This window comes from Rhizobium sp. BK538 (assembly GCF_014197575.1).
Taxonomy (GTDB): domain Bacteria; phylum Pseudomonadota; class Alphaproteobacteria; order Rhizobiales; family Rhizobiaceae; genus Rhizobium.
In genome coordinates, this window is the sequence record NZ_JACIFT010000006.1 from 218,338 (window position 1) to 243,016 (window position 24,679).

General features: G+C 60.9%; 25 protein-coding genes. 12 read left to right on the plus strand and 13 right to left on the minus strand.

Going from position 1 to position 24,679, the window contains the following annotated elements:
* Nucleotides 1–191 precede the first annotated feature (191 nt).
* On the plus strand, nt 192–614 hold the full coding sequence (locus FHX09_RS09695) for a DoxX family protein (RefSeq protein ID WP_132588405.1): 423 nt from the start codon (nt 192–194) through the stop codon (nt 612–614).
* 80 nt (nt 615–694) lie between these two features.
* On the opposite strand, the gene hisG is transcribed toward FHX09_RS09695, so the two are convergent.
* Genes hisG through hisS form a run of 3 tightly spaced genes read right to left on the minus strand, consistent with a single transcriptional unit; the run spans nt 695 to nt 3,991 of the window.
* A complete protein-coding gene (gene hisG, locus FHX09_RS09700; RefSeq protein ID WP_184449832.1) occupies nt 695–1,390 on the minus strand; it encodes an ATP phosphoribosyltransferase in 696 nt (231 codons plus the stop codon).
* A complete protein-coding gene (locus FHX09_RS09705) occupies nt 1,390–2,508 on the minus strand; it encodes an ATP phosphoribosyltransferase regulatory subunit (protein WP_007799226.1) in 1,119 nt (372 codons plus the stop codon). Before FHX09_RS09705 ends, hisG begins: the two co-directional genes overlap by 1 nt.
* 1 nt (nt 2,509) lies before the next feature.
* Nucleotides 2,510–3,991 carry a histidine--tRNA ligase gene (gene hisS, locus FHX09_RS09710; RefSeq protein WP_183718899.1) on the minus strand — a complete coding sequence of 494 codons (1,482 nt, stop codon included), beginning with the start codon at nt 3,989–3,991 and terminating at the stop codon, nt 2,510–2,512.
* Nucleotides 3,992–4,129: 138 nt separating this feature from the next.
* On the opposite strand from hisS, the gene FHX09_RS09715 reads away from it, so the two are divergent.
* From FHX09_RS09715 to FHX09_RS09725, 3 genes are all read left to right on the plus strand, one after another.
* Entirely contained in the window at nt 4,130–4,888 is a 759-nt protein-coding gene (locus tag FHX09_RS09715) for a hypothetical protein (RefSeq protein ID WP_132588403.1), read from the plus strand.
* Nucleotides 4,889–5,050: 162 nt separating this feature from the next.
* Nucleotides 5,051–5,923 carry an amino acid ABC transporter substrate-binding protein gene (locus FHX09_RS09720; RefSeq protein WP_244423799.1) on the plus strand — a complete coding sequence of 291 codons (873 nt, stop codon included), beginning with the start codon at nt 5,051–5,053 and terminating at the stop codon, nt 5,921–5,923.
* Between the two features lie 593 nt (nt 5,924–6,516).
* The gene (locus FHX09_RS09725) at nt 6,517–6,876 is read left to right on the plus strand and encodes a DUF305 domain-containing protein (RefSeq protein ID WP_132588401.1); all 360 of its coding nucleotides are present in this window, start codon (nt 6,517–6,519) and stop codon (nt 6,874–6,876) included.
* A gap of 53 nt (nt 6,877–6,929) precedes the next feature.
* Here the strand turns inward: FHX09_RS09725 and FHX09_RS09730 are convergent, their stop codons facing one another.
* The gene (locus tag FHX09_RS09730; protein ID WP_132588400.1) at nt 6,930–7,979 is read right to left on the minus strand and encodes an aldo/keto reductase; all 1,050 of its coding nucleotides are present in this window, start codon (nt 7,977–7,979) and stop codon (nt 6,930–6,932) included.
* Nucleotides 7,980–8,217: 238 nt separating this feature from the next.
* On the opposite strand from FHX09_RS09730, the gene FHX09_RS09735 reads away from it, so the two are divergent.
* Nucleotides 8,218–8,922: an HAD family hydrolase gene (locus tag FHX09_RS09735; RefSeq protein ID WP_132588399.1), complete on the plus strand. Its 705-nt coding sequence runs from the start codon at nt 8,218–8,220 to the stop codon at nt 8,920–8,922.
* Nucleotides 8,923–8,930: 8 nt separating this feature from the next.
* On the opposite strand, the gene FHX09_RS09740 is transcribed toward FHX09_RS09735, so the two are convergent.
* Both FHX09_RS09740 and FHX09_RS09745 read right to left on the minus strand, forming a co-directional pair.
* On the minus strand, nt 8,931–9,410 hold the full coding sequence (locus FHX09_RS09740; RefSeq protein WP_184449834.1) for a hypothetical protein: 480 nt from the start codon (nt 9,408–9,410) through the stop codon (nt 8,931–8,933).
* A complete protein-coding gene (locus FHX09_RS09745) occupies nt 9,407–10,036 on the minus strand; it encodes a DNA-3-methyladenine glycosylase I (RefSeq protein ID WP_184449836.1) in 630 nt (209 codons plus the stop codon). The genes FHX09_RS09740 and FHX09_RS09745 overlap by 4 nt, the downstream gene beginning before the upstream one ends.
* A 209-nt stretch (nt 10,037–10,245) precedes the next feature.
* Here FHX09_RS09745 and FHX09_RS09750 point away from each other — a divergent pair, with 209 nt between their 5' ends.
* Both FHX09_RS09750 and FHX09_RS09755 read left to right on the plus strand, forming a co-directional pair.
* The gene (locus FHX09_RS09750; RefSeq protein ID WP_132588397.1) at nt 10,246–10,986 is read left to right on the plus strand and encodes a L,D-transpeptidase; all 741 of its coding nucleotides are present in this window, start codon (nt 10,246–10,248) and stop codon (nt 10,984–10,986) included.
* 135 nt (nt 10,987–11,121) lie between these two features.
* The gene (locus FHX09_RS09755) at nt 11,122–11,802 is read left to right on the plus strand and encodes a L,D-transpeptidase (protein ID WP_184449838.1); all 681 of its coding nucleotides are present in this window, start codon (nt 11,122–11,124) and stop codon (nt 11,800–11,802) included.
* Nucleotides 11,803–11,835: 33 nt separating this feature from the next.
* On the opposite strand, the gene FHX09_RS09760 is transcribed toward FHX09_RS09755, so the two are convergent.
* Genes FHX09_RS09760 through FHX09_RS09775 form a run of 4 tightly spaced genes read right to left on the minus strand, consistent with a single transcriptional unit; the run spans nt 11,836 to nt 16,272 of the window.
* Nucleotides 11,836–12,276: a hypothetical protein gene (locus FHX09_RS09760; RefSeq protein WP_132588395.1), complete on the minus strand. Its 441-nt coding sequence runs from the start codon at nt 12,274–12,276 to the stop codon at nt 11,836–11,838.
* A gap of 36 nt (nt 12,277–12,312) precedes the next feature.
* Complete coding sequence (glcF, locus tag FHX09_RS09765) at nt 12,313–13,626, minus strand: glycolate oxidase subunit GlcF (RefSeq protein ID WP_184449839.1); 1,314 nt, start codon at nt 13,624–13,626, stop codon at nt 12,313–12,315.
* 4 nt (nt 13,627–13,630) lie between these two features.
* Nucleotides 13,631–14,836, minus strand: coding sequence for a glycolate oxidase subunit GlcE (gene glcE, locus FHX09_RS09770; RefSeq protein ID WP_132588393.1), 1,206 nt, complete (start codon nt 14,834–14,836; stop codon nt 13,631–13,633).
* Complete coding sequence (locus tag FHX09_RS09775) at nt 14,833–16,272, minus strand: FAD-linked oxidase C-terminal domain-containing protein (RefSeq protein WP_184449841.1); 1,440 nt, start codon at nt 16,270–16,272, stop codon at nt 14,833–14,835. The genes glcE and FHX09_RS09775 overlap by 4 nt, the downstream gene beginning before the upstream one ends.
* Nucleotides 16,273–16,406: 134 nt before the next feature.
* On the opposite strand from FHX09_RS09775, the gene FHX09_RS09780 reads away from it, so the two are divergent.
* Nucleotides 16,407–17,303: a LysR family transcriptional regulator gene (locus FHX09_RS09780; protein ID WP_184449843.1), complete on the plus strand. Its 897-nt coding sequence runs from the start codon at nt 16,407–16,409 to the stop codon at nt 17,301–17,303.
* 12 nt (nt 17,304–17,315) lie between these two features.
* On the opposite strand, the gene FHX09_RS09785 is transcribed toward FHX09_RS09780, so the two are convergent.
* A complete protein-coding gene (locus FHX09_RS09785; RefSeq protein WP_183718942.1) occupies nt 17,316–18,167 on the minus strand; it encodes a LysR family transcriptional regulator in 852 nt (283 codons plus the stop codon).
* A gap of 106 nt (nt 18,168–18,273) precedes the next feature.
* On the opposite strand from FHX09_RS09785, the gene FHX09_RS09790 reads away from it, so the two are divergent.
* Nucleotides 18,274–19,272 (plus strand): zinc-dependent alcohol dehydrogenase family protein, encoded by a 999-nt coding sequence (locus FHX09_RS09790; RefSeq protein WP_132588390.1) that lies wholly within the window; start codon nt 18,274–18,276, stop codon nt 19,270–19,272.
* 36 nt (nt 19,273–19,308) lie between these two features.
* Here FHX09_RS09790 and FHX09_RS09795 read toward each other — a convergent pair whose 3' ends face one another.
* Together FHX09_RS09795 and FHX09_RS09800 are read right to left on the minus strand one after the other, a co-directional pair.
* Nucleotides 19,309–20,466, minus strand: coding sequence for an adenosylhomocysteinase (locus tag FHX09_RS09795; protein ID WP_184449845.1), 1,158 nt, complete (start codon nt 20,464–20,466; stop codon nt 19,309–19,311).
* A gap of 92 nt (nt 20,467–20,558) precedes the next feature.
* Nucleotides 20,559–21,440, minus strand: a complete 882-nt coding sequence (locus FHX09_RS09800; RefSeq protein WP_184449847.1) for a LysR substrate-binding domain-containing protein — start codon at nt 21,438–21,440, stop codon at nt 20,559–20,561.
* A gap of 265 nt (nt 21,441–21,705) precedes the next feature.
* Between FHX09_RS09800 and FHX09_RS09805 the strand changes: the two genes are divergently transcribed.
* The 3 genes from FHX09_RS09805 to FHX09_RS09815 all read left to right on the plus strand — a co-directional run bounded on the left by FHX09_RS09805 (nt 21,706) and on the right by FHX09_RS09815 (nt 24,532).
* On the plus strand, nt 21,706–22,218 hold the full coding sequence (locus FHX09_RS09805) for an NUDIX hydrolase (protein ID WP_184449849.1): 513 nt from the start codon (nt 21,706–21,708) through the stop codon (nt 22,216–22,218).
* A 63-nt stretch (nt 22,219–22,281) separates the two neighbouring features.
* Nucleotides 22,282–23,781: an inorganic phosphate transporter gene (locus tag FHX09_RS09810; RefSeq protein ID WP_184449851.1), complete on the plus strand. Its 1,500-nt coding sequence runs from the start codon at nt 22,282–22,284 to the stop codon at nt 23,779–23,781.
* A gap of 13 nt (nt 23,782–23,794) precedes the next feature.
* Complete coding sequence (locus FHX09_RS09815) at nt 23,795–24,532, plus strand: 16S rRNA (uracil(1498)-N(3))-methyltransferase (protein WP_184449853.1); 738 nt, start codon at nt 23,795–23,797, stop codon at nt 24,530–24,532.
* The last annotated feature ends 147 nt before the right edge of the window (nt 24,533–24,679 follow it).

Genomic DNA, 24,679 nt, shown 5'->3' on the forward strand with positions numbered 1-24,679 from the left:
ATAGAAGAGGGGTATCGCCGATGGCAAGCCGACTTCGTCGTCGATCTATCGTTCAATAATAGAGAACGAACTGTCCCCTTCCGTCTATCTTTCCACGACAGCAAAAAAAGGCGACAAAACGGCATGGGAGGTCGAAACCGTGCCGGGGAGCACAACGACCTCAAACGCCATTCAAACGGAGACATTGTCCCATGTCGAATACCAACAACGCCATCATTCTCGTCGCTCGCATTCTCCTCTCCTTCATGTTCATCCTTGCTGGCTTCGGCAAGCTCACGGACGCCGCTGGCACTGCCGGCATGATCGCCGGCGCTGGCCTTCCTGCTGCTACCGCCCTTGCCTATCTCGCCGGCGCCTTCGAGCTGGTGACGGGCCTTGCCGTTCTCGTCGGCTTCCAGACGAAGATCGTCGGTTGGCTGCTCGCCGTCTTCTGTGTCTTCACGGCCGTCCTCTTCCACCTGCCCTACGCCAGCGGCGCGGAACTGGTTAACATCCTGAACCAGATCATGGTCATGAAGAACGTCACGCTGGCCGGCGCCTACATCCTGCTCGCCACCTACGGCCCGGGCGTCTACTCGCTCGATGCACGCCGCGGCGCCTACGCTGCCGCCTAAGCGATCAGCCACCACCCAAGCATGAAGAACCCGCCGTCACCAGACGGCGGTTTTTTTCGTGCCTGACGATTTTGAGACGGTCAGAGCGCCGAACGAACGGCGTCTACCAGTCCCTGGACTGTGGCGTCGTTCACATGGCTTTCTTTGCGCGCCCTGACGAAGCAAGCCTCGGAGCGAAGAATGACGCCATCGGACAGGATCTTCAGGTTGTTCGCACGAAGGGTCGAGCCGGTCGAGGTGATATCGACGATGATGTCGGCGGAACCTGAGGCCGGCGCCCCTTCCGTTGCCCCAAGGCTCTCGACGATGCGGTAGAGCTGGATGCCGTGCTGACTGGAGAAGAACTGTTGCGTCAGCCGCCAGTATTTCGTGGCGATCGCCAGGCGCCGGCCGTGGCGGGCGCGGAAATCGGAGGCAACATCGCCGAGGTCGGCCATGGTGTCGACATCGAGCCAGATTTCCGGGACAGCAACCACGACATCAGCGTGGCCGAAACCGAGACGGGCACAGACCTCCACACGCTTATCCGCCTCTGCCAGCCCCTCGCGGATAAGATCTTCACCGGTGACGCCGAAATCGACCGTGCCGCTACCGAGCTCGCGGGAAATCTCGGAGGCGGAGAGGAAGGCCACTTCGACGTCGTCCCATCCCTCAACCCGTCCGCGATAGGAGCGATCGTTGCCGACAGCGGTGATTCTGATGCCGGCGCGTTCGAAGATCGCCGAAGCATCGTCTTTCATGCGGCCCTTAGAGGGCAGTGCGATGGTAATCGTCATCAGGCAGCCCTCTCCGCTTCGATGCGATCCAGCCAGAGCGAGAAGCCGACGGCCGGAATGCGGTCCTTGGCGCCAAGGAAGGTCATCAACTTATCGAAACGGCCGCCACCGGCGAGAACGGCCGACGTGCCCTGAACGCCAATCTCGAAAACCAGACCGGTGTAGTAATCCAGCGGGCGCCCGAAGGCTGCGCGGTAATCGATCAGCGCGAGATCGACGCCGGCATTCGCCAACGCGGCGACGCGACCGTCGAAGCGCGCAAGCGCGTTACCGAGCTTGAGGCCCGCGGCATCGGCAAAGCCAGCCAGCGCCGCCGAGGCATTGATCAGCGGCACATTCAGCGACAAGAATTCCTCGAGCACGCGGAAGGCCGCGTCATCGAGGCGCGTTTCGGAGAGGATGAGTTTCTCCTTCAAGCGACGCGCGATTTCCAGCGGCGAGCGGCTTGCATTCGTCGAATAGCCCGTCGCCTGCATCGTCGCATCGATATGCGCGACCAGTGCGGCTTCGTCGTCGGCGGCGATCAGATGCGCGATCTCGTTGCTCAGCCCGGTGACGAACTGAGGGCTGACAAGGCTCGCCAGCAGAGCTTCGAGCTGGCTCATGTTGCCGAAGGCGTGGATCAGCCGCTTCTGCCAACCGAGCGGCAGGCCGAGCGCCTGCACGACCGCTTCGAAGACGGCCTGATCGCCGAGGGTGACCGCAAGGCGCTTACCCGGAACGACACGCTCCAAGACGCCGATCGCATCGCCGATTGCCCGCGCGTCGGCAGCGGCGATATTGATGTCGCCGAGATCCTCGATCCCGGCCTGATAGAACTCGCTTCCGCCTTCGCGCCGCTGGCGGAAGACTTCGCCGAGATAGGAATAGCGCTTCGGCGTGCCGGTCGCGCTCTCGATGTGGCGTAGACAGACGGGAATCGTGAATTCGGGACGCAGGCAGAGGCTGGCACCTGTCTCGCTCTCGGTCATGAAGATGCGGCGGCGAAGATCCTCACCGGCGATATCGAGGAAGGGTTCGGCGGGCTGGATGACGGGTGTGTCCACCCTCTCCGTCTTTCGCGCCGCAAACTCTGAGAGGAGATCGCCGGAGAAGTCCGGCAGGTTGATCAGGGCCATCTCAGCCCGCCCTATTCCGGTCTTCGGCCTGCGCCGCCAAAATTTCCTTGACCTTGGCGACCAGATCGCTTTCGGCAACAGTCTCCTGGGCGACGCGCGCCTCGCGCCAGCTGGCGTTGTCCTCGATCTCGCCCGACAGGCGCTTGCCCTCGATTAGGTCCTTGATCTGCACGACGCCCTCAGCGCGCTCGTCGCCGCCCTGAATGATGGCAACGGGGCAGCCGCGGCGGTCGGCATATTTTAGCTGGTTGCCGAATTTCTTCCAGTTGCCCTGATACATCTCGGCGCGGACGCCGGCCTTGCGCAGTTCCTGCGTCATACGCTGGTAGCGGCCCATTGCCTCGACATCGCCGTCCATGACAGTCACCAGAACAGGCTCGATGACGTCGGCCTGGCCGAGCTTTCCGAGGTTCTTCAGCGCCGTCATCAGGCGCGAGACGCCGATGGAAAAGCCGGTGGCCGGTACCGCCTGGCCCATGAAGCGGGACACAAGGCCGTCGTAGCGACCGCCGCCGCCGACGGAACCGAAAACGACCTTTTCGCCCTTCTCGTTGGTCACGTCGAAACTCAACTCGGCCTCGTAGACCGGGCCGGTGTAGTATTCGAGACCGCGGATGACAGATGGATCTATCCTGATACGATCCTCATCATAGCCGGCCGCTCTTACGAGCGCCTCTATCTTTTGCAGTTCGGCGTGGCCCGCAGCATAAAGATCGCTCGCCGGGCGGAAATCATCCCCTTTGAGATAGCCCAGGATAAACTCAATCTGATCTGCGGTCAGGCCAGCGCCCTTGGTAAAGTCACCTGACTCATCCTTACGGCCACCACCCAGTAGCAGTCGCACGCCGTCGAAGCCGAACTTATCGAGCTTATCGATTGCGCGCAGCACGCCCAAACGCCGACCAGCATTCTGTTCGCCACCAAGGCCCGCTTCCTCCATGACGCCATCGATAACTTTGCGGTTGTTGACACGGACCACGTACTGCCCGGCTAGACCAAGCGCATCCATCGTGTCCGCCATCATCATGCACATCTCGGCATCCGCCGAGACATCTGGTGCGCCGACGGTATCGGCGTCGAACTGCATGAACTGGCGGAAACGGCCCGGACCCGGCTTCTCGTTGCGGAAGACATAGCCGGCGCGATAGGTGCGGTACGGCAGCTGGATCTCGTTGAAATTCTCGGCGACAAGACGGGCGAGCGGCGCCGTCAGGTCGTAGCGCAAGGACATCCACTGCTCGTCGTCGTCCTGCAGCGAGAAGACGCCTTCGTTCGGTCGGTCGGCATCGGGCAAGAACTTGCCGAGCGCATCGGTATATTCGAAGAGCGGCGTTTCGACAGGATCGAAACCATAATGCTCATAGACTTCCCGGATCTTCGCGGTCATTTCGTTGACGGCACGAATGTCGGCTGCCGAACGATCGACGAAGCCGCGTGGAAGTCTGGCCTTGAGCTTTTGTGGTTTCTTCTGCTTGTCGTTCATTTCCAAGGTATTCCGCTCGCTGTGACAGTGGCGATTTCCTAGCGGAAAGGGCCGGATGCGGCAAGGGCGAAGGCCCTTGATCCGGAACACAGAATCAATTGAACGAGGGAGAATGGATCGAATGGCGGGAGCTACATCGTGATCGCGGAGGCACTTCTCTACGCCGCGACCGTTCCGATGACGCTGAAGGCGCATCGCCGGTTCATCCGATGCTCCGTCAATCTATGGTCCCGCGCCGGCCGCTGCAGCCGGCAATGGGAGGAGCACGAGGAGCGTAGCCGGAGCGCTGTAAGGAGCGCCGTGGCGGGTTTGCGGCAGAGGCGGACGGTGGTCGTTTTGGGATCCGGCCTGCTGCGTGATGTGCCGATAAAGGAGCTGGCCGAGACCTTTGACACCGTCGTGATCGTTGATCTCGTGCATCTTGCCTCGGTGCGCCTGTGGCTTCGGTTCAAGCGATACCGCAATGTTCGCCTGATCGAGCGTGACCTTTCGGGTTATGACGAGCTTGCCGGGGGTAAACAGCCGGAGCCGCTCGCCTTTCTGAGGACCGTCCCGTATCTCGATTTCGTCATCTCGGCCAATCTCCTCTCCCAGATCGGTCGTGGCGCAAAACGCTGCTACGAGGCGGAAGAGAAAGGCGCCATGCCCTCCGATACCGTCACGCGACTGATCGAGGCACACCGCTCTGGGCTGGAGGCAGCGCCCTGCAAGACCTGCCTGATTACCGATGTCTGCTATGCGGTCATCGACCGCAGCGGGAAGCTTCATGAGGAGGCTGACCTGCTGCACGGCGTGTCGCTGTCATCGGTTCAAGCCAACTGGACATGGCCCGTGGCGCCACTCGGCGAGGAGAGCGCCGACTATCAGATCGTGCATAAGGTCGTTGCCGCCTATTGAGGCTCGTCTCTTCCGAGCCCGAATCTCGTTCAGGATGAGGTAGTCAGTTCGAGCCGCGCCGAGGTGTCCTCAGTTGACAAATGGCGGACAGCCCATAGTCTGCGTGTACGCCTTTGAAATCGCAACCGTTCGAAGATGAGGATCATGCCTATGGCAAAGTGCATGAGACGGCTTCTAGTGGCGAATCTTGCCCTTTGCCTTTCGGCTTTCGCGGCAGCCGCTGCGACGCTCGACACGATCACTGAGCGCAACAGCGTGCGCATCGGCTACATCGCCGACGAGGCGCCCTTCTCCTCCAGCAAGCCGGGCATTAATCCGACGGGATATGCTATCGACCTCTGTGGCAAGATCGCCGATGAACTAGAACGTCAAGTTCCGCAACTGAAGCGCGAATACATAGAGATGACCCTCGCCAACGGCTTCGATGCGGTGAAGAATGGAGAGGTCGATCTGCTTTGCGGTGCGATCACCGTCACTTTGAAGAGGCGGGAAATCGTCGACTTCTCACAGCCCATCTTCCTGACCGGGGCGACTGCGCTGCTCCGCAAAGATTCGCCCAACTACCTGCAGACTCTTTTTCTCGACAAGCCCGCTGTTCGCTCCGTTAGTCAGAGTGTCGCATCCACGCGCGTAATCGGCGTGCGTGCAAGCACGACAACGGGAGCGACGCTGCGCGAGGCGCTGGCAACCCAGGTGTCGAAGACGAGGCTTGCCGATTTCGAGACGCACGAGGACGGGCTTACGGCGCTGGAGGATCACAAGATCGATGCCTATATCGCCGATCAGGTGCTGCTCATCAGCCTGGCCAAGCGGGCGCGCGATCCGTCCTCGCTCGAGATCGGCGATCGGCTGTTTACGCACGAACCCTATGCGATAGCGCTACGTCGCGACGACGCCAACTTCCGCCTGCTGGCCGATCGTGCACTGACGTATTTCTATCTGTCGGACGATTTTCTGCCGCTGCTGGAAACCTATTTCGGAGCGGAGGCGCCGATGCTGCACACGCAGATCATTATGGAGCATGTGCCCTATTGATATTGGCCAGATCAAGTCAAAGTCGCTGGGCGGCCTGCACCGTAATCTCGCGATATGCATCCGCTACGGGTTTAATGCTGCAACCGCGCTGGTAGCGCCTGCCAAATCCGCAAAAAGCACCTTGGCTTCTTCGTGTCGTGTTCCTATTTTGACGGCATGCGCTTTCTTGCAATCATAGCGATGGTGTTCGCCTGGCTTGCTTACGGCACCATGTCCGCCTGGGCTGGCTGTCCGACATGCCTGTCCATACAAACCGTCGCTTCGAATGCCAGCGTCGAGCATCAGCACATAAGCGGGATGGATATGGGCGAGAAAGCCAAATCGCCGGCGCCACAACAGGATCCCTGCTCAGCCAGCGGCATGGTGCACATGCCTTTCTGCTCGGCCTGTCTTGTCGTGCCGCCGTCGATGACTTTCGCCGCAACCGGCAAGCAACTATTTTCCTATCCTGCTCCCGGACCCGCTCATGCCATGCGGGATGCGCGACCCGCGCCGCTGGCGCCGCCTCCCCGGCTCATCTGACAGGCTTTCATGGACCGCTGCGGTTTCGACCGCGCATTGAATTCCAGTATCAGACAGAGGAAGGAAATCCCATGTCTCTGAAAGTTATCGTCATCGCCACGGCTCTTGCACTCTCGGCCACGTTCGCCGCCGCCGAGGACATGCAAATGGACATGAGCAAGCCGATGGGCGACCACAGCGCAGCAAGCCATGCTTTTGCTGAAGCCAACGCCAAGATGCACAAGGATATGGCGATCACCTATAGCGGTGATGCCGATGTCGATTTTGTCCGCGGTATGATTCCGCATCATCAGGGCGCGATCGACATGGCGAAGATCGAGCTGCAGTACGGCAAGGATCCGGAAATTCGCAAGCTCGCCGAAGCGGTGATCAAGGCCCAGGAGGCGGAGATCGCCGACATGCAGGCTTGGCTCAAGGCACACGGCAAGTAATCGCAAAGGACGCCGGGGTATAAAGCTCCGGCGTCCGCTTCACTAGACTTCGATCAGGCTCTTGGTTCAAATGGTTCCGGTCGGCGACCGGCTCCCTGTCGCGCAAGCATCCAGCCCGGATATTCAGGCGCGAGTTCGCTGACGTCGTCCAGTTTCTTCAGGTCGCCGGCATCGAGTTTCAAATTGACGGCCGCCAGGTTCTGGTCGAGCTGCTCGACGCGCTTGGCCCCGATGATGACAGTCGTCACGAATGGCTTGGCGAGGATATAGGCAAGCGCCACGGTCGCGACGCTCGTGCCGTGCTTCTCGGCGATCTCGCGCATGACGGCAACGCAGGCCCAGGCGCGATCCTTGTCTACCGGCGGGAAGTCGAACGAGGCGCGGCGCCCTTCCCCATTGCCTGGGGTTCCCGGCCCATACTTGCCGGAGAGGAGGCCACCAGCCAGCGGCGACCAGACCATCAGCCCGAGCTTCTCTTCCTGCATCATTGGCACGATGTCACGTTCCAGATCGCGCCCGGCGATCGAATAGTAGGCCTGTACCGTCTCGAAGCGCGCGAAGCCGCGGCGTTCGGAGATGCCGAGCGCCTTGGCGATGCGCCATGCCTGCCAGTTGGAGACGCCGACATAGCGCACCAGACCGCGAGACACGAGATCGTCCAAGGCGCGCAGCGTCTCGTCGATCGGCGTGGCCGTATCGGTGGCGTGGATCTGATAGAGATCGATATGATCGGCCTGCAGGCGCTTCAGGCTCGCCTCGACCGAATCCATGATGTGGCCACGTGAGGCGCCGCGGTCGTTTGGCTTGTCGCCCATGACGCCGTAGACCTTCGTGGCGATGACGACGTCCTTGCGAGGAACGCCCAGGTTCTTCAGGGCCTGGCCGAGCAGCTTCTCGGATTCGCCGAAGGAATAGACGTCGGCCGTGTCAATGAAATTCACGCCAGCGGCAAGCGACCTTTCGACGATCTGGTCAGCTGCCTTCTGATCAACATCAGCAATGGACCCCCAGATATTGCCCTCGCCGGCGGCTCCAAAGGTCATGGTGCCGAGGCAGATTTCGGAGACGAATAGTCCCGTATTTCCAAGTTGATTGTAACGCATGGTCGAAGATTTCCTTGTGTCGACCGCGGGCACTGCCCACGGACAGATGAATTCATTTTTTGGTTATTGGCCTGCGCATGACGGGAACAGCCGGAATACGGCTGCGCGGGAGGCACTATCGATGTAAGGCGAGACAGCGGCATTTCAACATGCCGTGTACTCGCCTCACGGCTTTGCGATCCCCTTGTTTCGCGTCAGTCTTTCAATAGATTCCAATCAGATCACTCGGAGATGGGCGATGACGACTCGCGCGCTGACAACCATCGGCTTCGATGCCGACGACACGCTCTGGCAGAATGAGCAATACTACCGGCTGACCGAGGCGCACTTCACCGAGTTGCTGGCCGATTATGCAGACGGCCCGAGGATCTCGGAGCGCTTGCTGGAGGCCGAGAAGCGCAATCTCCGCCACTACGGCTTCGGCATCAAGGGATTTACCCTGTCGATGATCGAGACGGCGATCGAAGTCACCGAAGGCAAGGTGCCTGCCAGCGTCATTGCCGGCATCCTCGACACCGGCCGCGACCTGCTTTCCCACCCGGTCGAGACCCTGCCACACGTACAGGAGACGCTCGCGGCGCTCTCGGAGAATTATCTGCTGGTAATGATCACCAAGGGCGACCTGTTCGATCAGGAGCGCAAGCTGGCGCAATCCGGCCTCGGCGACTTCTTTCACGCCGTTGAGATTGTTTCCGACAAAACCGCCGTGACGTATCGGCGGATCTTCTCCAAGGTCGGCGGCGGCCCGGAACGGGCCATGATGGTCGGCAACTCGCTGAAATCAGACATTGTCCCGGCAATCGCCGCCGGCAGCTACGGTGTCTTCGTGCCACATGAACTCACCTGGGTGATCGAGCATGTCGAGGAACCGAAGGACGCACCGCGCTTTCGCAAGATCGAACATCTCGGCGAACTGCGTGGGCTGATCGAAGATCTTGGCTAAACCCGTTGTCACTGCCTTGAGGGAAAGAGTGGCGACGGCGATTGCTTCTCGGACGGAGCGGTTGGTTGCGGCGCTGTCGCCTGAGGCTCGACGAGAATGCTGTAGGGTGCGCCAAGGCCGCGGCGCGGCGATACCTTGGAATAGTAAGGCCGCAGCAGCCAGGTGGTGTTGTCCTTCACGGTGATATTGTAGCTGCTGCCATCCTCGTCGGTACCAAAGATTGCCTCCTCATCGGGCGTCGCGAGATCGAATATCGAGAGGAAGGCAAACTTGCTCTTCGTCGAAAAGCTGACCTTCACATGCTGGCCCGCCTTGACCGGAAGCGTGTAGACGCGCCCGTTGCCGAACTTCGTCCAGCCCTTGAGCTCCATGGTTGCGGCCGGAAACTGTAGCTTTTCCAGTCGCTCGCCAGGCTGCAGCTCCGGTGACTGGGCGAATGCCATGGACGCTACCAGGCAGAAGGCGACGGTTGCCGCGAGCGCCTTCATGGGCGCACCAGCGCATCGCGCATCGCCTCTACCTCGACGCGGCAGAAACAACCTTCAACATGATCGTTGACGAGACCCATTGCCTGCATGAAGGCATAAACTGTGGTCGGGCCGACAAACGTCCACCCGCGTTTCTTCAGATTCTTGGAAATGACGACCGATGTCGGCGTTGTCGGGTTGGCCATAACAGCGGCACGGTCGACCACCTTCGGCCGCTCGTTGTGACCGGGTTCAAAGCTCCAGAAATAGCGGCCAAGCGAGCCGAATTCCTGCCGCAATTCAATCGCACGTCGGGCATTGTTGATCGTCGAAACGATCTTGCCGCGATGGCGCACGATGCCGGGATCGGCAAGGCAGCGCTCGATATCGCTGTCGTCGAAAAGCGCAACCTTCTCGAAATCGAAGCCGGCGAAGGCAGCGCGGAAATTGTCGCGCTTGCGCAGGATGGTGAGCCAGGACAAGCCGGACTGGAACCCCTCCAGGCAGATCTTCTCGAAGAGGCGGGTATCATCCGTTACCGGGCGTCCCCATTCCTCATCGTGATATCTAAGATAATCCGGGAGGTTGGCATGCCAGTGACAGCGGCTCTTGCCGTCTTCGCCGATAATAATGCCCGTATCGCTCATGATCCCGCTTCGCTTTCGTGCTGCGAATCCGGCTTTACCATTTGCAAACTCTGTTTCCAAACCGAACGATAACCCTGACGAAAAGTTTATCTCGCGCTTCAGACTTGAATGAACTCAAATTTACTATTCGCTGGCGGGAACGATGGCAGCGTGAAGGCAGGCGGCCGCTGCCGTCCGCGCATTTCGGCCATTTGTAGAGAGTCCGTCCGATGATGAAATCCCTTATGCTCGCCGCAGCGATGCTCGGCGTCTTTTCCACGGCCGCGCTTGGCGACGACCGCTACGCGACACGCCCGCCGGTCGTGCTGAGCCCGGATCTTGCAGCCCCGTGGATCATGCAGCTCGGCGGCAAGGTTCGTCCCGTCGTCTACCAGCGACCGGTCGCCGCGCAGCGCGGTCTGTTCACGTCCGGCGCCTTCGGCCGCGCTCCTGCGGCCAAGGCGCAGCCGGTATCCGCCATCAATCCTGGTGTTCCCGTCATCCGTCGTCAGCTTGAGCCGCAATACCTGCCGCAGATCGTCACCTACGACACCAAGGAACAGCCCGGCACGATCGTCATCGATACCAACAGCCGCTTCCTTTATCTGGTCATGGACGGCGGCAAGGCGCGGCGTTACGGCGTCGGCGTCGGCAAGCCGGGCTTCGAATGGGCCGGCGTGCACAAGATCACCCGCAAGTCCGAATGGCCGGACTGGACGCCGCCTTCGGAAATGATCGGTCGCGAAGCTGCGAAGGGCCACTATCTTCCCGCGCGCATGGACGGCGGTCCCGGCAACCCGCTCGGCGCGCGTGCCATGTATCTCGGTTCGACGCTCTATCGCATTCATGGAACCAATGCGCCGTGGACGATCGGCAACGCCGTGTCCTCCGGCTGCATCAGGCTGCGCAATGAAGACGTTGTTGACCTTTACGAACGCGTAAAGGTTGGAACCCGCGTCATCGTCATGTAAGGGCCTATCAATACCGGCGCGGAGCCGGGAATAGTTGAAATTAGACACCGCAGCTGTTTCATTCCGCGCCCAACATCTTGAACTGGACCGAAGTTCGGGTAGCTTCGGTCCGGTTTTGCTTTGAGGGAATCAACCATGCTGAAATTCGCGACGGCTCTTGCGGCCGCCGGCCTTCTCGTCTCCTCCATGTCCACATCGGTTTCGGCGCAGCCGACTACGCCTGTTCACGATGGCGCACCTGTCGTTCGGGTTGCCTCGCCGCCGAAATCGGTCAAGCCGCAGTTCAAGCGCCAGCGCGTGCGCCTCGTCACGAACGAAACGCCCGGCACGATCATCATCGATACCAACAACAAGTTCCTGTATCTCGTCGAAACCAAGAACCGCGCGACGCGCTACGGCATCGGCGTCGGCCGCGAGGGCTTCGGCTGGTCAGGTGTGGTCAAGATCGGCCGCAAGGCAGAGTGGCCGACCTGGACGCCGCCGGCTGAGATGCGCGTTCGCGAAGCGGCGAAGGGTCATATCATCCCGGCCTTCCAGGAAGGCGGCGAGGACAATCCGCTCGGTGCCCGCGCGATGTATCTCTACAAGGGCGGCCGCGACACGATCTTCCGCATCCATGGCACCAACCAGCCATGGACGATCGGCCTGAACATGTCGTCCGGCTGCATCCGCATGATGAACAAGGATGTGATCGAACTCTACGATCGCGCGCCGGTCGGCACCAAGGTCATCGTCATCGGTCCCGGCAACAAGCAGGGCGAGATCAGCTTCGAGGATCGTGGCATCGACGTGTTGCGGACGCTGTTCGGCGGCTGAGACAAGTAATTAGGCGGCCGGACAACCGGTCGCCTATTTTGATCCGCAGCTGACCTTGCCGGTGGCTGTGAATGGTTTCGCGCCACCTTCGAGAGCGAGTTCATAGGTCCCCGAGAATGCGTTCATGGATTTGCCGAGCTGGCCGGCAATCACGATCAGGCTGATTCCCTGACCATTCGCATCGTCGCCAGCTTCATAGAACACCTCCAGCCGCAATTCGCCGTCATACGACCAATGGTGCGTCAGGTTTTCTGAAGTGACGGCAATCTTCTTAAGCGCTTGCGTGATGTCGCCGCTCTTAATCACCAGTGCGCCGCGAAAATGATTGAGCTTGTGGCCGCCTCCGGCCTCGAAGCCGCTTTCCACCGTGAAGCGCACATCCTTGTCATCCGCCGAGCAGAAAAAGCGAGTGTCTGCATGGGCGGCACTGGCCGCACCACAGAAAACCGTAAGCGCGAGGATGGTGCGATACATGGCGGGCTCCTGAGATCGCCGGACGATCCGGCGCCGCTAAGCTAAGTGCAAACCCTTTAATTTTTCCGGTATGTCCCCGCCATAGGCCCAATCCAGCAGCTGGATCGTGTGGACGATCGGAACGGCGGTCCCGGTCGCAATCTGCATCATGCAGCCAATGTTGCCAGTGGCGATTACATGCGACTTGGTTGCCTCGAGATTCTTGACCTTGCGGGCCTTGAGCGTATCGGAAATATCAGACTGCAGGATGTTGTAGGTGCCAGCGGAGCCACAACACAGGTGACCTTCGGCAGGATCCCGGACATTGAAGCCCGCAGCCTTCAACAGCTGCTTCGGCGCCATTGTGATTTTCTGGCCGTGCTGCATCGAACAGGCCGAATGGTAGGCGACGGTGATGCCCTTCGGCACCTGCGCGGGGAGCTCGAGGGATACGAGAAAATCTGTAATGTCCTTCGCCAGGGACGAGACGCGCGCCGCCTTTTCGGCATAGGCAGCATCAAGCCGCAGCATATGGCCATAGTCCTTGATCGTTGTGCCGCAGCCGGAGGCGGTGATGATAATTGCCTCGAGCCCGCCCCTCTCGATTTCCCGCGTCCACACATCGATGTTGGCACGTGCGCTCGCCAATGCCTGCTCCTCGCGTCCCATGTGATGGACGAGCGAGCCGCAGCAGCTCTCTCCCTTCGGAACGACGACTTCGACTCCGAACCGCGTGAGGAGGCTGATCGTCGCTTCGTTGATGCCGGGATCCAACACCGGCTGCGCGCAACCGGTCAGGATCGCCACGCGGCCACGCTTCTCACCGACCGCCGGGTGGCTCGCCGGCACGGCATAGGCGGAAGCCGGAGGAATGTGGCGCGGCGCCAGCGCCAGCATCGCGGCAAATGGTTTCAATGCGGGCGCACGCTGCAAAAGGCCAGCCAACGGACGGCCCGCCGACGACAGCTTGAGCGCCAGGCGAAATCGATCGGGATAAGGCAGAACGGCGGCAAGGATGGCGCGCACCAGCCGGTTCATGAACGGACGCTTGTAGGTCTTTTCGATATGCGCCCGTGCGTGGTCGACCAGGTGCATGTAATCGACGCCGGAAGGACAGGTCGTCACGCAGGCGAGACAGGACAGACAACGGTCGATATGGGTGACGACCTCGGCGTCCGCCGGGCGCCCGTTTTCCAGCATGTCCTTGATCAGGTAGATGCGCCCGCGCGGGCTGTCTAGCTCGTTGCCGAGCGTCACATAGGTCGGACAGGTCGCGGTGCAGAAGCCGCAATGCACGCATTTGCGCAGGATCTTCTCGGATTCGGCAACATCAGGGTCGGCAAGCTGGGCCGGCGTGAAATTGGTCTGCATTGCCCTATGCTCCTGCCATCTTCCCGGGATTGAAGATGCCGGCGGGATCGAATTTCAGTTTCAGCCGCTGCGACAGCAAGGCTACAGCTTCCTGCTGTGGCTGAAAGGCAGCCGTCATTGATCGCATCTGTTCGGATGCGCGGATGAGCGTGGCGTGACCGCCGCCCAGCGCCTTGATGAAACGACGCAGGAGGTCGGCATCGGCATCTGCCTCCATCCGCATCCAGATCAGCCCACCTTGCCAGTCGTAGAATGCATCGACCCCAGCCTCAAGCCGAAGTGCCGCGACTAGCTGGTGACCGACGCTTGGGGCTACCGAGACACGCCAGACCGGTCGCGGCGTGCCGTCGGCATAAGGAGCAACGTCGCGGATGTCTTTCCAGAGGCGGACACTCTCGCTTTGTTCCAGCCGCGCGACGGATCCGAACCTTGCCATGGCCGCGGCGAGCTTGGTTGCCCTGGCATCGACAGAGCTGGGCAGGCCCTCGATCCGCAGACAGGTCGCCTCGCCTTCAGAGAGCGTGCTGTCGAGAAATTTCCAGGAGACGGTCATCGGCAGGTGCGCGGCGCCGGAGACTTCGACCGGCAAGGCCGTCGCCGCCGCCATGGCGTTGGCGGCTTCGGCATCGTTCAACCCGGAGACGACGATCGTCGCTTCGGTTCGTGGTCGCGGTGGCACGCGGAACGTCACTTCCGTCAGGAACCCCAGCGTGCCGTGTGAGCCGGCCATCAACTTGACGAGGTCCAGCCCGGTGACATTCTTCATCACGCGGCCGCCGGCCTTGATCACCTCGCCCCTGCCGTTGATGAAGCTGACGCCAAGCAGGCTGTCGCGCGCCGCCCCTGCAACGAAACGGCGCGGGCCCGAGACGTTGGCGGCAAAAACGCCACCGATCGTCGGTTCGCCTGCCGTTCCCATGATCGGCCGATGGTCCATCGGCTCGAATGCCATCATCTGACCGTTCTCCGCCAGTGCGGCTTCGATCTCGGACAACGGTGTTCCCGAGCGGGCCGTCAAAACCATCTCGCCCGGATTATAGGCCGTGATCCCGCCGAGATTGGACGACCGCAGGCGGCTTTCCGCAACCACGGCGTTTCCGAAACCGGACCGGGTGTTGCCGCCGCAGATCGCGAGCGGCTTGCCTTCCCGCGCATGGCTGCGGACGATTGCCGCAGCCTCTTCGTCCGCCATAGGCAATAGGTCGATCATGCGGCTGGGCGCCCCTCGAGCGGGAAGACTTTGGACGGATTCAGGAGCCAGGCCGGATCGAAGGCTGCACGTGCTGCCATCTGCTGCGCCAAATCCGCTTCGGAATACTGATGGCGCATCAGGTCGCGCTTTTCGATGCCGACGCCATGCTCGCCGGTCAGACAACCACCGGCATCGACGCACAGCTTCAGGATTTCCATGCCCGCCGCTTCCGCGCGGGCGGCATCTTCCGGATCGTTGGCATTGAAGAGGATCAGCGGATGCATGTTGCCATCGCCGGCATGGAACACGTTGGCGACGCGAAGCCCATAGCGATCGATGATTTCAGAGGTTTTCTTCAGCACATAAGACAGCTGGCTGAGCGGAACGGTTCCGTCCATGCAGATATAGTCCGCAATACGGCCGGTTGCGCCGAAGGCCGACTTGCGGCCCTTCCAGATCAGCGCCGCCTCGGTTGCCGACTGGCACTCACGGACGGTTTTCACGCTGTGCCTGCGCGCGATTTCGACAATGCTCTTCAGCATGTCGTCCATTTGCGCTTCCGACCCTTCAACCTCCACGATCAATAGCGCGCCGACATCAAGGGGATATCCGGCCTTGGCAAAGGCTTCGCAGATTTCGATTGCTGGCTTGTCCATGAATTCGATGGCGACGGGAATGATCCCTGCCGCGATGATGTCGGCGACGCAGGACCCCGCCTCTTCGGAGGTATCGAAACCGAAGAGAACCGGGCGCGCGCCCTCGGGCTTGGCGATCAGCCGAACGGTCGCTTCCGTGACGATCCCAAGCTGGCCCTCATGTCCGCAAACGAGGCCGAGCAAGTCGTAGCCCGCCGCATCGAGTGCCTTGCCCCCAAGATCGATCACGATACCATCCATCAGCACCATCCTTACGCCGAGCAGATTGTTCGTCGTCACTCCGTATTTCAGACAGTGCGCGCCGCCGGAATTCATCCCGATATTGCCCCCGATCGTACAGGCCAGCTGGGAGCTCGGGTCGGGAGCGTAAAAGAAACCATCCGCCGAGACGGATTCCGAGATATTCAGATTGGTGACGCCTGCCTCGACCACCGCCACGCGGTTGGGCAGATCAATTTCGAGAATGCGGTTCATCTTGGATACGCAAACCACCACCGCATCCTCCTGCGGAATCGCTCCGCCCGAGAGCGACGTTCCCGCACCGCGCGGCACCACCGGGACGCCATAGCGATGACAGTATTTCATGACTGCGGCCACTTCCGCGGTGGTCCGCGGCAAGGCAACTGCCAATGGCATCCGGCGATAGGAAACGAAGGCATCGGTCTCGAACGGCATCAGCTCGCGCGCCTCATGCACCAGGCATTCCGGCGGCAGCAGGTCGATGAGATCGGCGACGATCTGCCGGCGGCGGGCAAGCACATCGGCACGCGGGGCGAGAAACGAAATAGTGTCGGACATGGCTCTCTCCCTTCGCTGGCGGCAGCGAAAACCGGACGCCTCCTCCGCGCTGCCGGCTCAATCGGGCTTAGCACTTTCCCCATTATGGCGCAAATGCTAAGCACTTATTCCAAAAGGACAAACAATCAAAGCACATGACCAATCTGGGTGACCTCGAAATTTTCGCAAAAGTCGTTTTGATGGGGAGCATGTCGCTCGCCGGCAGGGCGCTCGGTTTTTCGCCGGCCGTGGTCTCCAAACGCATCAAACGCCTGGAGGACCGGTTAGGCACGCGGCTCCTGCAGCGCACGACGCGGCAGATTTCGCTGACCGAGGCCGGCCAGGGTTTCTACGACCGCGTGCTCGGCATTCTCGCTGGCATCGAGGAGGCCGAATACTACATTTCCGGACGCTCGGCGCAGATGCAGGGAACGCTGAAGGTGACGGCGCCGACCTCGTTCGGACGCACGCATGTCGCCCCGCATCTGAAGTCCTTCATGGACATGCATCCCGGGCTTGCGATCCATCTCGTGCTCAGTGATGAATTCACCGACATCGTCGGCGAAGGCTTCGACCTTGCGATCCGCATCGCGGAACTGACGGACTCAAGCCTAGTCGCGCGGCGACTTGCGCCCGTGCGGCGCCTGCTTTGCGCATCGCCGGATTACCTTGCCGCCAACGGCACACCGCAGACGCTCGAAGACCTCAAGCAACATCGCTGCCTGCCCGCGCACAACAACGATGCCTGGCGGCTCGAAGGACCGGAAGGGCCGCTTTCTCTGCGGCCAGAGGGGATGCTTGTGACGAATTCCAGCGAGGTGGTGCGAGAGGCTGTCATATCGGGGCTTGGCATCGCGCTGCGCTCCACGTGGGACATCAGCCGTGAGCTCAAGGACGGCCGGTTGGTGCACATCCTTCCCGCCTATGAAGGATCGCGCTATGTGGCGCTTTCCGCGGTCTATCCGAGCCGCCAGTTCCTGCCAGCCAAGGTGCGGTTGTTCATCGACTATCTCGCCGAAATTTACGGACCGGTCCCCTATTGGGAACGCTAGAGCCTTCAGGGTTCAATTCGCCAGTCTCTCGATTACGAGATCGAGAAGTGCCCGCAGGCGCGCCTGCCGCTTCATGTCCCGGTGATAGCCGACCCAGGTGTCGCGTCCCGGCGGAGCTTCCCCGAGGTCGACCGGCTCGATGTCAGGGATTGAATCGCCAAGAGGTCGCGGCAGAACCGCCAGGCCGGCGCCGTTTCTGCAAAGAGTCGCCTGCACATCGCGATTGTTGCTACGCATGGCGATCTCCGCCTTCGGCAGAAGGCGCGTCAGCCATGCGACATCTGGCGTGCCGCCAAAGGCCTCGTCCATCGTTACCAGACGCGCGCCTGTGCCGTCGCCTGCTTTTGGATGCTCCCCGCCTCGGCCGACATACAGCCGGTAGTCAATGTGGAGCAGCTTGCGCGATATCACCTCCGGCTCGGTAAAAGGTGCGATCCGAAAAACGACATCCGCTTCTCGCCGGGAAAGGCTCAGCAGGCGGCTATCGGTCAGCAATTCAACGACGATATTCGGGTAGCTCAGCGAGAATTCCGCAAGCACCGGTGAAAGCACGTGTGCACCGAACCAATCCGATGAGGACAGGCGCAGGAAGCCACTCAGTTGGCGGTTCTGCCCGGCGAGTTCTCGCTCAAGGCCAAGTGCTTCCTCTTCCATGCGCTCGGCACGTGCGAAGACGGTGGCGCCCTCATCCGTCAGAACGAAGCCGTCCGCCGTCCGCTGAAAGAGCGTCTGGCCGAGCGAGATTTCCAGCGCACGCAGGCGACGACCCATCGTCGGCTGCGTCAGGCCGAGGCTGCGGGCGGCAGCACCGAGAGTGCCTTGGCGCGCAATCGCCAGGAACAGCTTGAGATCACTCCATTCCACCATCTATCTTCCAAACACAAATGCATGAACTTTATGCAATCTCTTTCATTTCCATTCGCATATCAACGGCGCATTTTCCGTCCCATACAGACGAAAGGAAAGTTGCATGTCTGCGACTACAACGATGAAGGCGCTGCTGATTGACACGCCGAAAGCCGATTTCCGTGCAGCAGAGATCGCCAGGCCGACGCCGCGTGAAGGTGAAGTGCTGGTCCGGATCAAGGCGAGCGGCGTCAATCCGCTGGACACAAAGATCCGCGCCGGCAATGCCGCCCATGCGCGCCATCCGTTTCCGGCCGTTCTCGGCATAGATGTGGCTGGTGTCGTCGAGCAGGTCGGCCCCGGCGTCACCGCGTTCCATCGCGGCGACGAGGTCTATGGCATGACCGGTGGCGTCGGCGGCATCCAGGGCTCGCTGGCTGAATTCGCAGCGGTCGACGCCAGGCTGATTGCGCCGAAGCCCCACAACCTCTCGATGCGGGAAGCAGCAGCCCTGCCGCTGATCGCAATTGCCGCCTGGGAAGGGTTGGTCGATCGCGCCAACGTCGGCAAAGGCCAGCAGGTTCTTGTCCTCGGTGCCGGCGGCGGCGTGGGGCACATTGTCGTACAGGTGGCGAAAGCCGCGGGCGCCAATGTGTTTGCCGTCGATGGTGCCGCCAAGGCTGACTACCTCGCAAGCCTCGGTGCAATGCCGATCGACTACAGGGTAGAGACCGTGACGGACTATGTCGGCAATCACACGGGCGGCAAGGGCTTCGACATCGTCTACGATACCGTCGGCGGCCCCGACCTCGATACTGCCTTCCAGGCGGTCGGCCGGTTCGGTCACGTCGTCAGCGCACTCGGATGGGGCACACACGCGCTTGCCCCGCTATCGTTCAAAGCGGCGACCTATTCGGGCGTATTCACGCTGCTGCCGCTTCTGACCGGCGAAGGGCGAAGCCACCACGGCGAGATCCTGCGTGAGGTCGGCAAGCTCGTCGAGGCCGGAAGGCTGATGCCGAGGCTGGACGCGCGCCGCTTCGGACTTTCCGATGTCGCGGAAGCGCATGCGTTGATCGAAAACCGTCAGGCAAACGGCAAGCTGGTGGTGGAGATCGCTTGAATTCACAAGGTGCGGCGTATGCTCGCCGCACCCGTCTTACCGCGCCAGATCGAGATAGGCGCTTGCCACCATGGCATCGATATCTTTCGGCACCGGAACAATGCAGCTCTCGGCGCCGACCTCGCACCTGGCAACACGTTCGAGGCAGCGCGCCTGCAGCGTGAAGCCCAGGTCCATCGACTCCACGGAATTGCCGAGCGGACGGGGACCGGCGAGGTTCGCCATATGCCCGCCGCCCAGAATATGGAAGCAGCGACCATCCTTCAGGTGCAAAGTCTCGATATGGTCAGCCTCGTAACGATCGATCCGCACTACGTCGGGGTAGTGCCGGAACGCGGCGACGTCGATCTCATGCGGGAAATGTCCGCCATTCATCAGGATGGCACCATCCTTGATCAATGGAAGATCCGCTGCGGTGACGATACCGGGGAGGCCGGTGACGGTGATGAGCACGTCGGCGGAGGCAATCGCCTCGTTGCGCAGCGGCGTGGAAAACCCGTCGAGATGAGCCTCCAGCGCTGTCACCGGATCGATATCGACGACGCTGACGCTTGAGAACGCGTTGCGGAAGTAGGCTGCGGTTCCCTTCCCGCAGGCGCCGTAACCGAAGACCGTCACGCGCTTGCCGTTGGTGGAGCGGTTGGTGAAGCGCATGTAGCTTTCGAAAAGGCTCTGGCCGACGGCATGTCTGTTTTCGGCATACTGCTTGATCGGGCTATCATTGATGACGAGGATCGGCATGTTCAACTTCGCCCGCATCGGCAACAGGCGCGTGCGGCCCGACGTCGTCTCCTCGGTGCCGCCGAGGAGACTGGCGTAAGGGGCCTCGGCCGCGATGGCGAAGAGGTCGCCGCCATTGTCGAGCAGCAGATCCGGCCTTTCGGCGACAACCGCCTCCAGGCTCTTGCGGTGCGCGACAGGGTCCGTCGTCTGAGTCGCAAGCATGGTGATCCCCTGCGCACGGAGAAACTCGACGGTCGAAGGCTGTGTGCTGTTCAGATTGCCGGTGCAGACGAGTCGAGCACCGCCGGCCCTCAGCGTCATCAGCAGCGCCACTGTCTTCGGTTCCAGATGGATACCGGTGCCGATGGTCAAACCGCCGAACGGCTGGGTTTTCTCGAACTCTGCAGCCGTTGCCTTCAGCAATCGGCAGCCGTTGCCAATCCATTCGATGCGGGTTGCGTCTTTCTGCATATCCGTGTCCTTCTGCTCTCAACGCAGTGTTAGACCCGGCAGCAGCTTTCGACCATGGAGATAATTCTTCGCAATAGGGCAGAAAATCTGCCCTATTGCGCGGACGCGTCGGAACGGAGCAGCCAGTCGCGAAGCGCGGTGAAGGCGGGTTTCTTCGCGTCGGTGGCGCGGCAAGACAGGCTATAGCCGGCCGGTCGGCGAATGAAGCCATAGGGTGCTGCGAGCACATTGCGCTGCAAGTCATCCTCAATGGCGGCGCGAGGCGCGAGCACGACACCCACACCCGATCGCGCCGCCCCGAGTGCGAGGAGCAAATCCTCGAACTCCTGCTTGCGCCGGAACGTCACGGCCTGAGTGCCGCTTTCGGCAAACCATTCCTGCCAGAGGGTTGGCGCGCTGCGGCTGACGAGAGCGGTGATCTCCACCATCCGAGCAGGATCGTCGGCGATCATTTCCGTAAGACCCGGCGTGGCAACGGGACCGAAATCATCCTCCATGAATTTGACTGCCGTTATGCCGGTCGCCGACCGGTATTCACCGCCCATGATGATCGCGTCAAGCTCCGGATGCAGCGACAACGGCTCGACGATCGACATCGGCACGATATCGACGTTAACGCTTCCGAGTTCTGCCTGCATATTTGCAAGCCGCGGCATCAGCCACCATATAGCAAAGGCCGAGGGCGCGCCGAGGCGGATGCGGCGATGCTCGCCGCCCGCAAATTCCGCGGCGGCACGCTCCAATACAACCAAGGCCGCGTTGGCCGCCTCCGCGAACCGTGCCGCCTTCGCGGTTGCAGCCAGTTTTCTCCCGTCGTGCGTGAACAGTTTCTCCCCGAAATAGTTCTCCAGGATGGCAATCTGCTGACGCACGGCGCCACGCACGACACCAAGTTCCGCGGCAGCGCCAAGAATGCTGCCGTGGCGACAAACGGCTTCGAAGGCGCGGACCGCTTTTAGGGGAGGAAGACGCATGGTTACCACAGTATTGACATAACAGTGCACGACATGACGCCGTCATTGATTGAAATGCAAGACGGGCCCATATTGAACGCCTGTGCAATGGCCGAATCAGGACAGTATTTGGCGGATCTTCCGAACCGTGGAGAAACGGAAGCTGCCAATTGAACAAGTATCAAATCCCGCTGGAAAACTTGAAACACGTATGGATTGCGCAAGCTTTCCAGTGGATACTAATATAGCGACTTCAAGGAGCTGAACTTAAAAGGTGACCCGACCGTTGACTCTTCTTTCCCGCCTCGCTTCAGACGTACAGCTGATGTTCAGACGCCCTCCGCGTCAACAGTATGCTGCGCTTTGTTATCGGGTGAGGAAGAGGACAAGCGAGCTCGAAGTACTTTTGCTGACGAGCCGCGATACCGGGCGGTGGATCATTCCCAAGGGCTGGCCGATGGACGGGCGTACAGCCTACGAGGTCGCCGCCCGCGAAGCTTTCGAGGAGGCCGGGGTACGTGGGACGGTCGAGAGCGATATACTTGGCACCTATTCCTATCCGAAGGTCTTGAAGAATGGGCTCAGCGTAACCTGCAAGGTTCAGGTTTACACACTCGAGGTCGCCAACATCGCCAAGAATTTCAAGGAGAAAGGCGAGCGCAAGACCGAGTGGGTTTCCTGTGACGAAGCTGCGAAACGGGTTTACGAGCCCGAGCTTCGGGAGATCTTTTTGCTCTTCAAGCGCCGTATGGCGGAGCAGCTTGCGGCAAGGATGTTGAAACAAATTCCAGCGGAATGATACTGCCATCTTGCGCTGCTAAACTTGGCGACGTTAAAGCAGGACTGAACGCCAAGGAATAGCATGCCCGATCGACCAGCCGTCCTCACCAAAAGAACGCTCGACAAGGATCTCGACAAGCTTACGCATGTCGAGGATGCGACGAAATTCGTGTCGCGCAAACTGGTGGCCCCTGGCCTCGGGCTGATCTTCCTCGGACTGGCCATGCTTTTTGCCGGCGTTTACGTCTTTGACCGGCCAAGCGCGATGCTCGTGGTCGCGGCGGCGGCGCTTGCCGCCTATATGGCCATGAACATCGGTGCGAACGACGTCACCAACAACGTAGGCGCCGCCGTGGGCGCGCGTGCGATGACGATGGGACAAGCGCTTGTCATCGCAGCAATCTTCGAAATTCTCGGCGCGACGGTTGCCGGCGGCGAGGTGGTCAAGACGATCTCCTCAAACATCGTGGACGCAGTGCAGGTGCCGCCGGGGACGCTCAGCTGGATCATGATGGCGGCATTGATGGCCGCCGCTTTATGGATCAACCTCGCGACCTGGATGAACGCGCCGGTATCGACCACGCATGCGATTGTCGGCGCGGTGATCGGCGCGGGTATCGGCGCGGTCGGTCCCGAGCCGGTGAACTGGCGGGTGATGATCGAGATCACGTCGGCTTGGGTGACCTCCCCCCTGTTGGGCGGCGTGATCGCCGCCGGCCTCCTTTTCATGGTGAAAACCCTGATCATCTACCGCGAAGACAAGATTGCCGCAGCGCGACGTTGGGTGCCCATCCTGCTCGCGATGATGGTCGGCGGCTTTTCGTCCTACATGATGCTGCAGCTTCAAGCGCCCAGCGAATTCTCCACGCTGACCATCCTCCTGTTCGGGGTCGCGGCCGGCTTCATCGGATGGGCCGCGGCGCGGTCATTCGTTCTACGGCAGGCCGTAGAGCTCGAAAACCGTAACAGCTCGCTGCGTGTGCTGTTTCAAATCCCGTTGATTGGCTCAGCTGCGTTGCTCTCCTTTGCGCATGGCGCCAATGACGTGTCCAATGCCGTCGGGCCGCTTTCGGCAATCGTGCGCGCGGTCGGCGGATCCGCTGAGGGTGCAGTGGACCAGCCTCCGATCTGGGTGTTGCTGATCGGCGCCTTCGGTATCTCCGTTGGACTGTTGCTCTTCGGGCCACGCCTGATCCGGCTGGTCGGTGAGCAGATCACCAAGCTCAACCCGATGCGGGCCTATTGCGTGGCGCTGTCAACGGCCTTCACCGTCATCGTAGCCTCATGGCTCGGCATGCCGGTTAGTACGACGCATATCGCCGTCGGTTCCGTGTTCGGCGTCGGCTTCTTCCGTGAGTGGTATACGCGGCATTCGAAACGCCGTATCGAATACATACGCCGCAGGGCAGAGAGCTGGGCGCTCGACGAACCGGAAGATCCAAACACGCACGAGGTTCGCCGCCGCTATCTCGTCCGCCGATCGCATTTCATGACGATTATCGCCGCCTGGGTCATCACCGTGCCGGCCTCCGCAGCGCTTGCAGCCATCCTCTATTGGGTTATGTTCGCGCTCTTTGTTTGAGCAGGACTTTTCAATGCGCGCCAATTTTCGGATGCAAAGGTTGTTTGTGGACGCCCCCCTCGCTGCCGGAACAACCGTGGAGACGACGGCAGATCACTTCAACTATCTCGCTAACGTGCTGCGTATGGCCGAGGGCGTCGAGTTGCTTGTCTTCAACGGCCGCGACGGCGAGTGGAAGGCGCGTCTCACCTTTCCGACGCGAAAGCGTATTGTGCTGATTGCCGAGGAGCAGACGCGGCCGCAGCCTGTTCCCTCCGACCTGCACTATCTCTTTGCTCCCCTGAAGGTCGGGCGCCTGGACTACCTAGTGCAGAAGGCAGTGGAGATGGGAGCAGGTGTTCTCCGCCCGGTGATGACCCAACACGTGCAGGGCAAGATTACTAATCTCGATAAGTTGAAGGCAAATGTCATCGAGGCGGCGGAGCAATGCGGCATACTTGATATCCCTGATGTTGCCGAGCCTGTGAAGCTGTTCGATCTCCTGGACTCCTGGCCGAGCGACCGCCGCATCATCTATTGCGACGAGGGCGACGCAGGGCAGAACCCGCTGCCATTGCTGTCCAAAATCAGCGAGCGAAAGCTGGCCCTCCTCGTCGGCCCCGAGGGCGGTTTTTCCGAGGAGGAGCGCGCGCGCCTGCGCAGCTTCGATTTCATTACCGCAATCCCGCTCGGGCCGCGGATCCTGCGAGCGGATACAGCTGCGGTTGCTGCCATGGCTGTCATTCAGGCGTCGATCGGCGACTGGAATTAACCTTAGGATCGGTCGCTGCCGAAGTAGGCAGCTATTTTTTTGATGGACCGTTGAAACAATTTCACTTGCAACATACGTGGGAGCGGTCCTAATCACCCTTCCAATTGCCCGGTTTTTTCCGGGCGCTCTCCCATAGCAGGTAGACTT

Excerpts from the sequence above, each read along its gene's own strand:
- FHX09_RS09695 (WP_132588405.1), top strand. The coding sequence starts at position 192 with ATGTCGAATACCAACAACGCCATCATTCTCGTCGCTCGCATTCTCCTC.
- hisG (WP_184449832.1), bottom strand. The coding sequence starts at position 1,390 with ATGACGATTACCATCGCACTGCCCTCTAAGGGCCGCATGAAAGACGAT.
- FHX09_RS09705 (WP_007799226.1), bottom strand. The coding sequence starts at position 2,508 with ATGGCCCTGATCAACCTGCCGGACTTCTCCGGCGATCTCCTCTCAGAG.
- hisS (WP_183718899.1), bottom strand. The coding sequence starts at position 3,991 with ATGAACGACAAGCAGAAGAAACCACAAAAGCTCAAGGCCAGACTTCCA.
- FHX09_RS09720 (WP_244423799.1), top strand. The coding sequence starts at position 5,051 with ATGAGACGGCTTCTAGTGGCGAATCTTGCCCTTTGCCTTTCGGCTTTC.
- FHX09_RS09725 (WP_132588401.1), top strand. The coding sequence starts at position 6,517 with ATGTCTCTGAAAGTTATCGTCATCGCCACGGCTCTTGCACTCTCGGCC.
- FHX09_RS09730 (WP_132588400.1), bottom strand. The coding sequence starts at position 7,979 with ATGCGTTACAATCAACTTGGAAATACGGGACTATTCGTCTCCGAAATC.
- FHX09_RS09735 (WP_132588399.1), top strand. The coding sequence starts at position 8,218 with ATGACGACTCGCGCGCTGACAACCATCGGCTTCGATGCCGACGACACG.
- FHX09_RS09740 (WP_184449834.1), bottom strand. The coding sequence starts at position 9,410 with ATGAAGGCGCTCGCGGCAACCGTCGCCTTCTGCCTGGTAGCGTCCATG.
- FHX09_RS09745 (WP_184449836.1), bottom strand. The coding sequence starts at position 10,036 with ATGAGCGATACGGGCATTATTATCGGCGAAGACGGCAAGAGCCGCTGT.
- FHX09_RS09750 (WP_132588397.1), top strand. The coding sequence starts at position 10,246 with ATGATGAAATCCCTTATGCTCGCCGCAGCGATGCTCGGCGTCTTTTCC.
- FHX09_RS09755 (WP_184449838.1), top strand. The coding sequence starts at position 11,122 with ATGCTGAAATTCGCGACGGCTCTTGCGGCCGCCGGCCTTCTCGTCTCC.
- FHX09_RS09760 (WP_132588395.1), bottom strand. The coding sequence starts at position 12,276 with ATGTATCGCACCATCCTCGCGCTTACGGTTTTCTGTGGTGCGGCCAGT.
- glcF (WP_184449839.1), bottom strand. The coding sequence starts at position 13,626 with ATGCAGACCAATTTCACGCCGGCCCAGCTTGCCGACCCTGATGTTGCC.
- glcE (WP_132588393.1), bottom strand. The coding sequence starts at position 14,836 with ATGATCGACCTATTGCCTATGGCGGACGAAGAGGCTGCGGCAATCGTC.
- FHX09_RS09775 (WP_184449841.1), bottom strand. The coding sequence starts at position 16,272 with ATGTCCGACACTATTTCGTTTCTCGCCCCGCGTGCCGATGTGCTTGCC.
- FHX09_RS09780 (WP_184449843.1), top strand. The coding sequence starts at position 16,407 with ATGACCAATCTGGGTGACCTCGAAATTTTCGCAAAAGTCGTTTTGATG.
- FHX09_RS09790 (WP_132588390.1), top strand. The coding sequence starts at position 18,274 with ATGTCTGCGACTACAACGATGAAGGCGCTGCTGATTGACACGCCGAAA.
- FHX09_RS09795 (WP_184449845.1), bottom strand. The coding sequence starts at position 20,466 with ATGCAGAAAGACGCAACCCGCATCGAATGGATTGGCAACGGCTGCCGA.
- FHX09_RS09800 (WP_184449847.1), bottom strand. The coding sequence starts at position 21,440 with ATGCGTCTTCCTCCCCTAAAAGCGGTCCGCGCCTTCGAAGCCGTTTGT.
- FHX09_RS09810 (WP_184449851.1), top strand. The coding sequence starts at position 22,282 with ATGCCCGATCGACCAGCCGTCCTCACCAAAAGAACGCTCGACAAGGAT.
- FHX09_RS09815 (WP_184449853.1), top strand. The coding sequence starts at position 23,795 with ATGCGCGCCAATTTTCGGATGCAAAGGTTGTTTGTGGACGCCCCCCTC.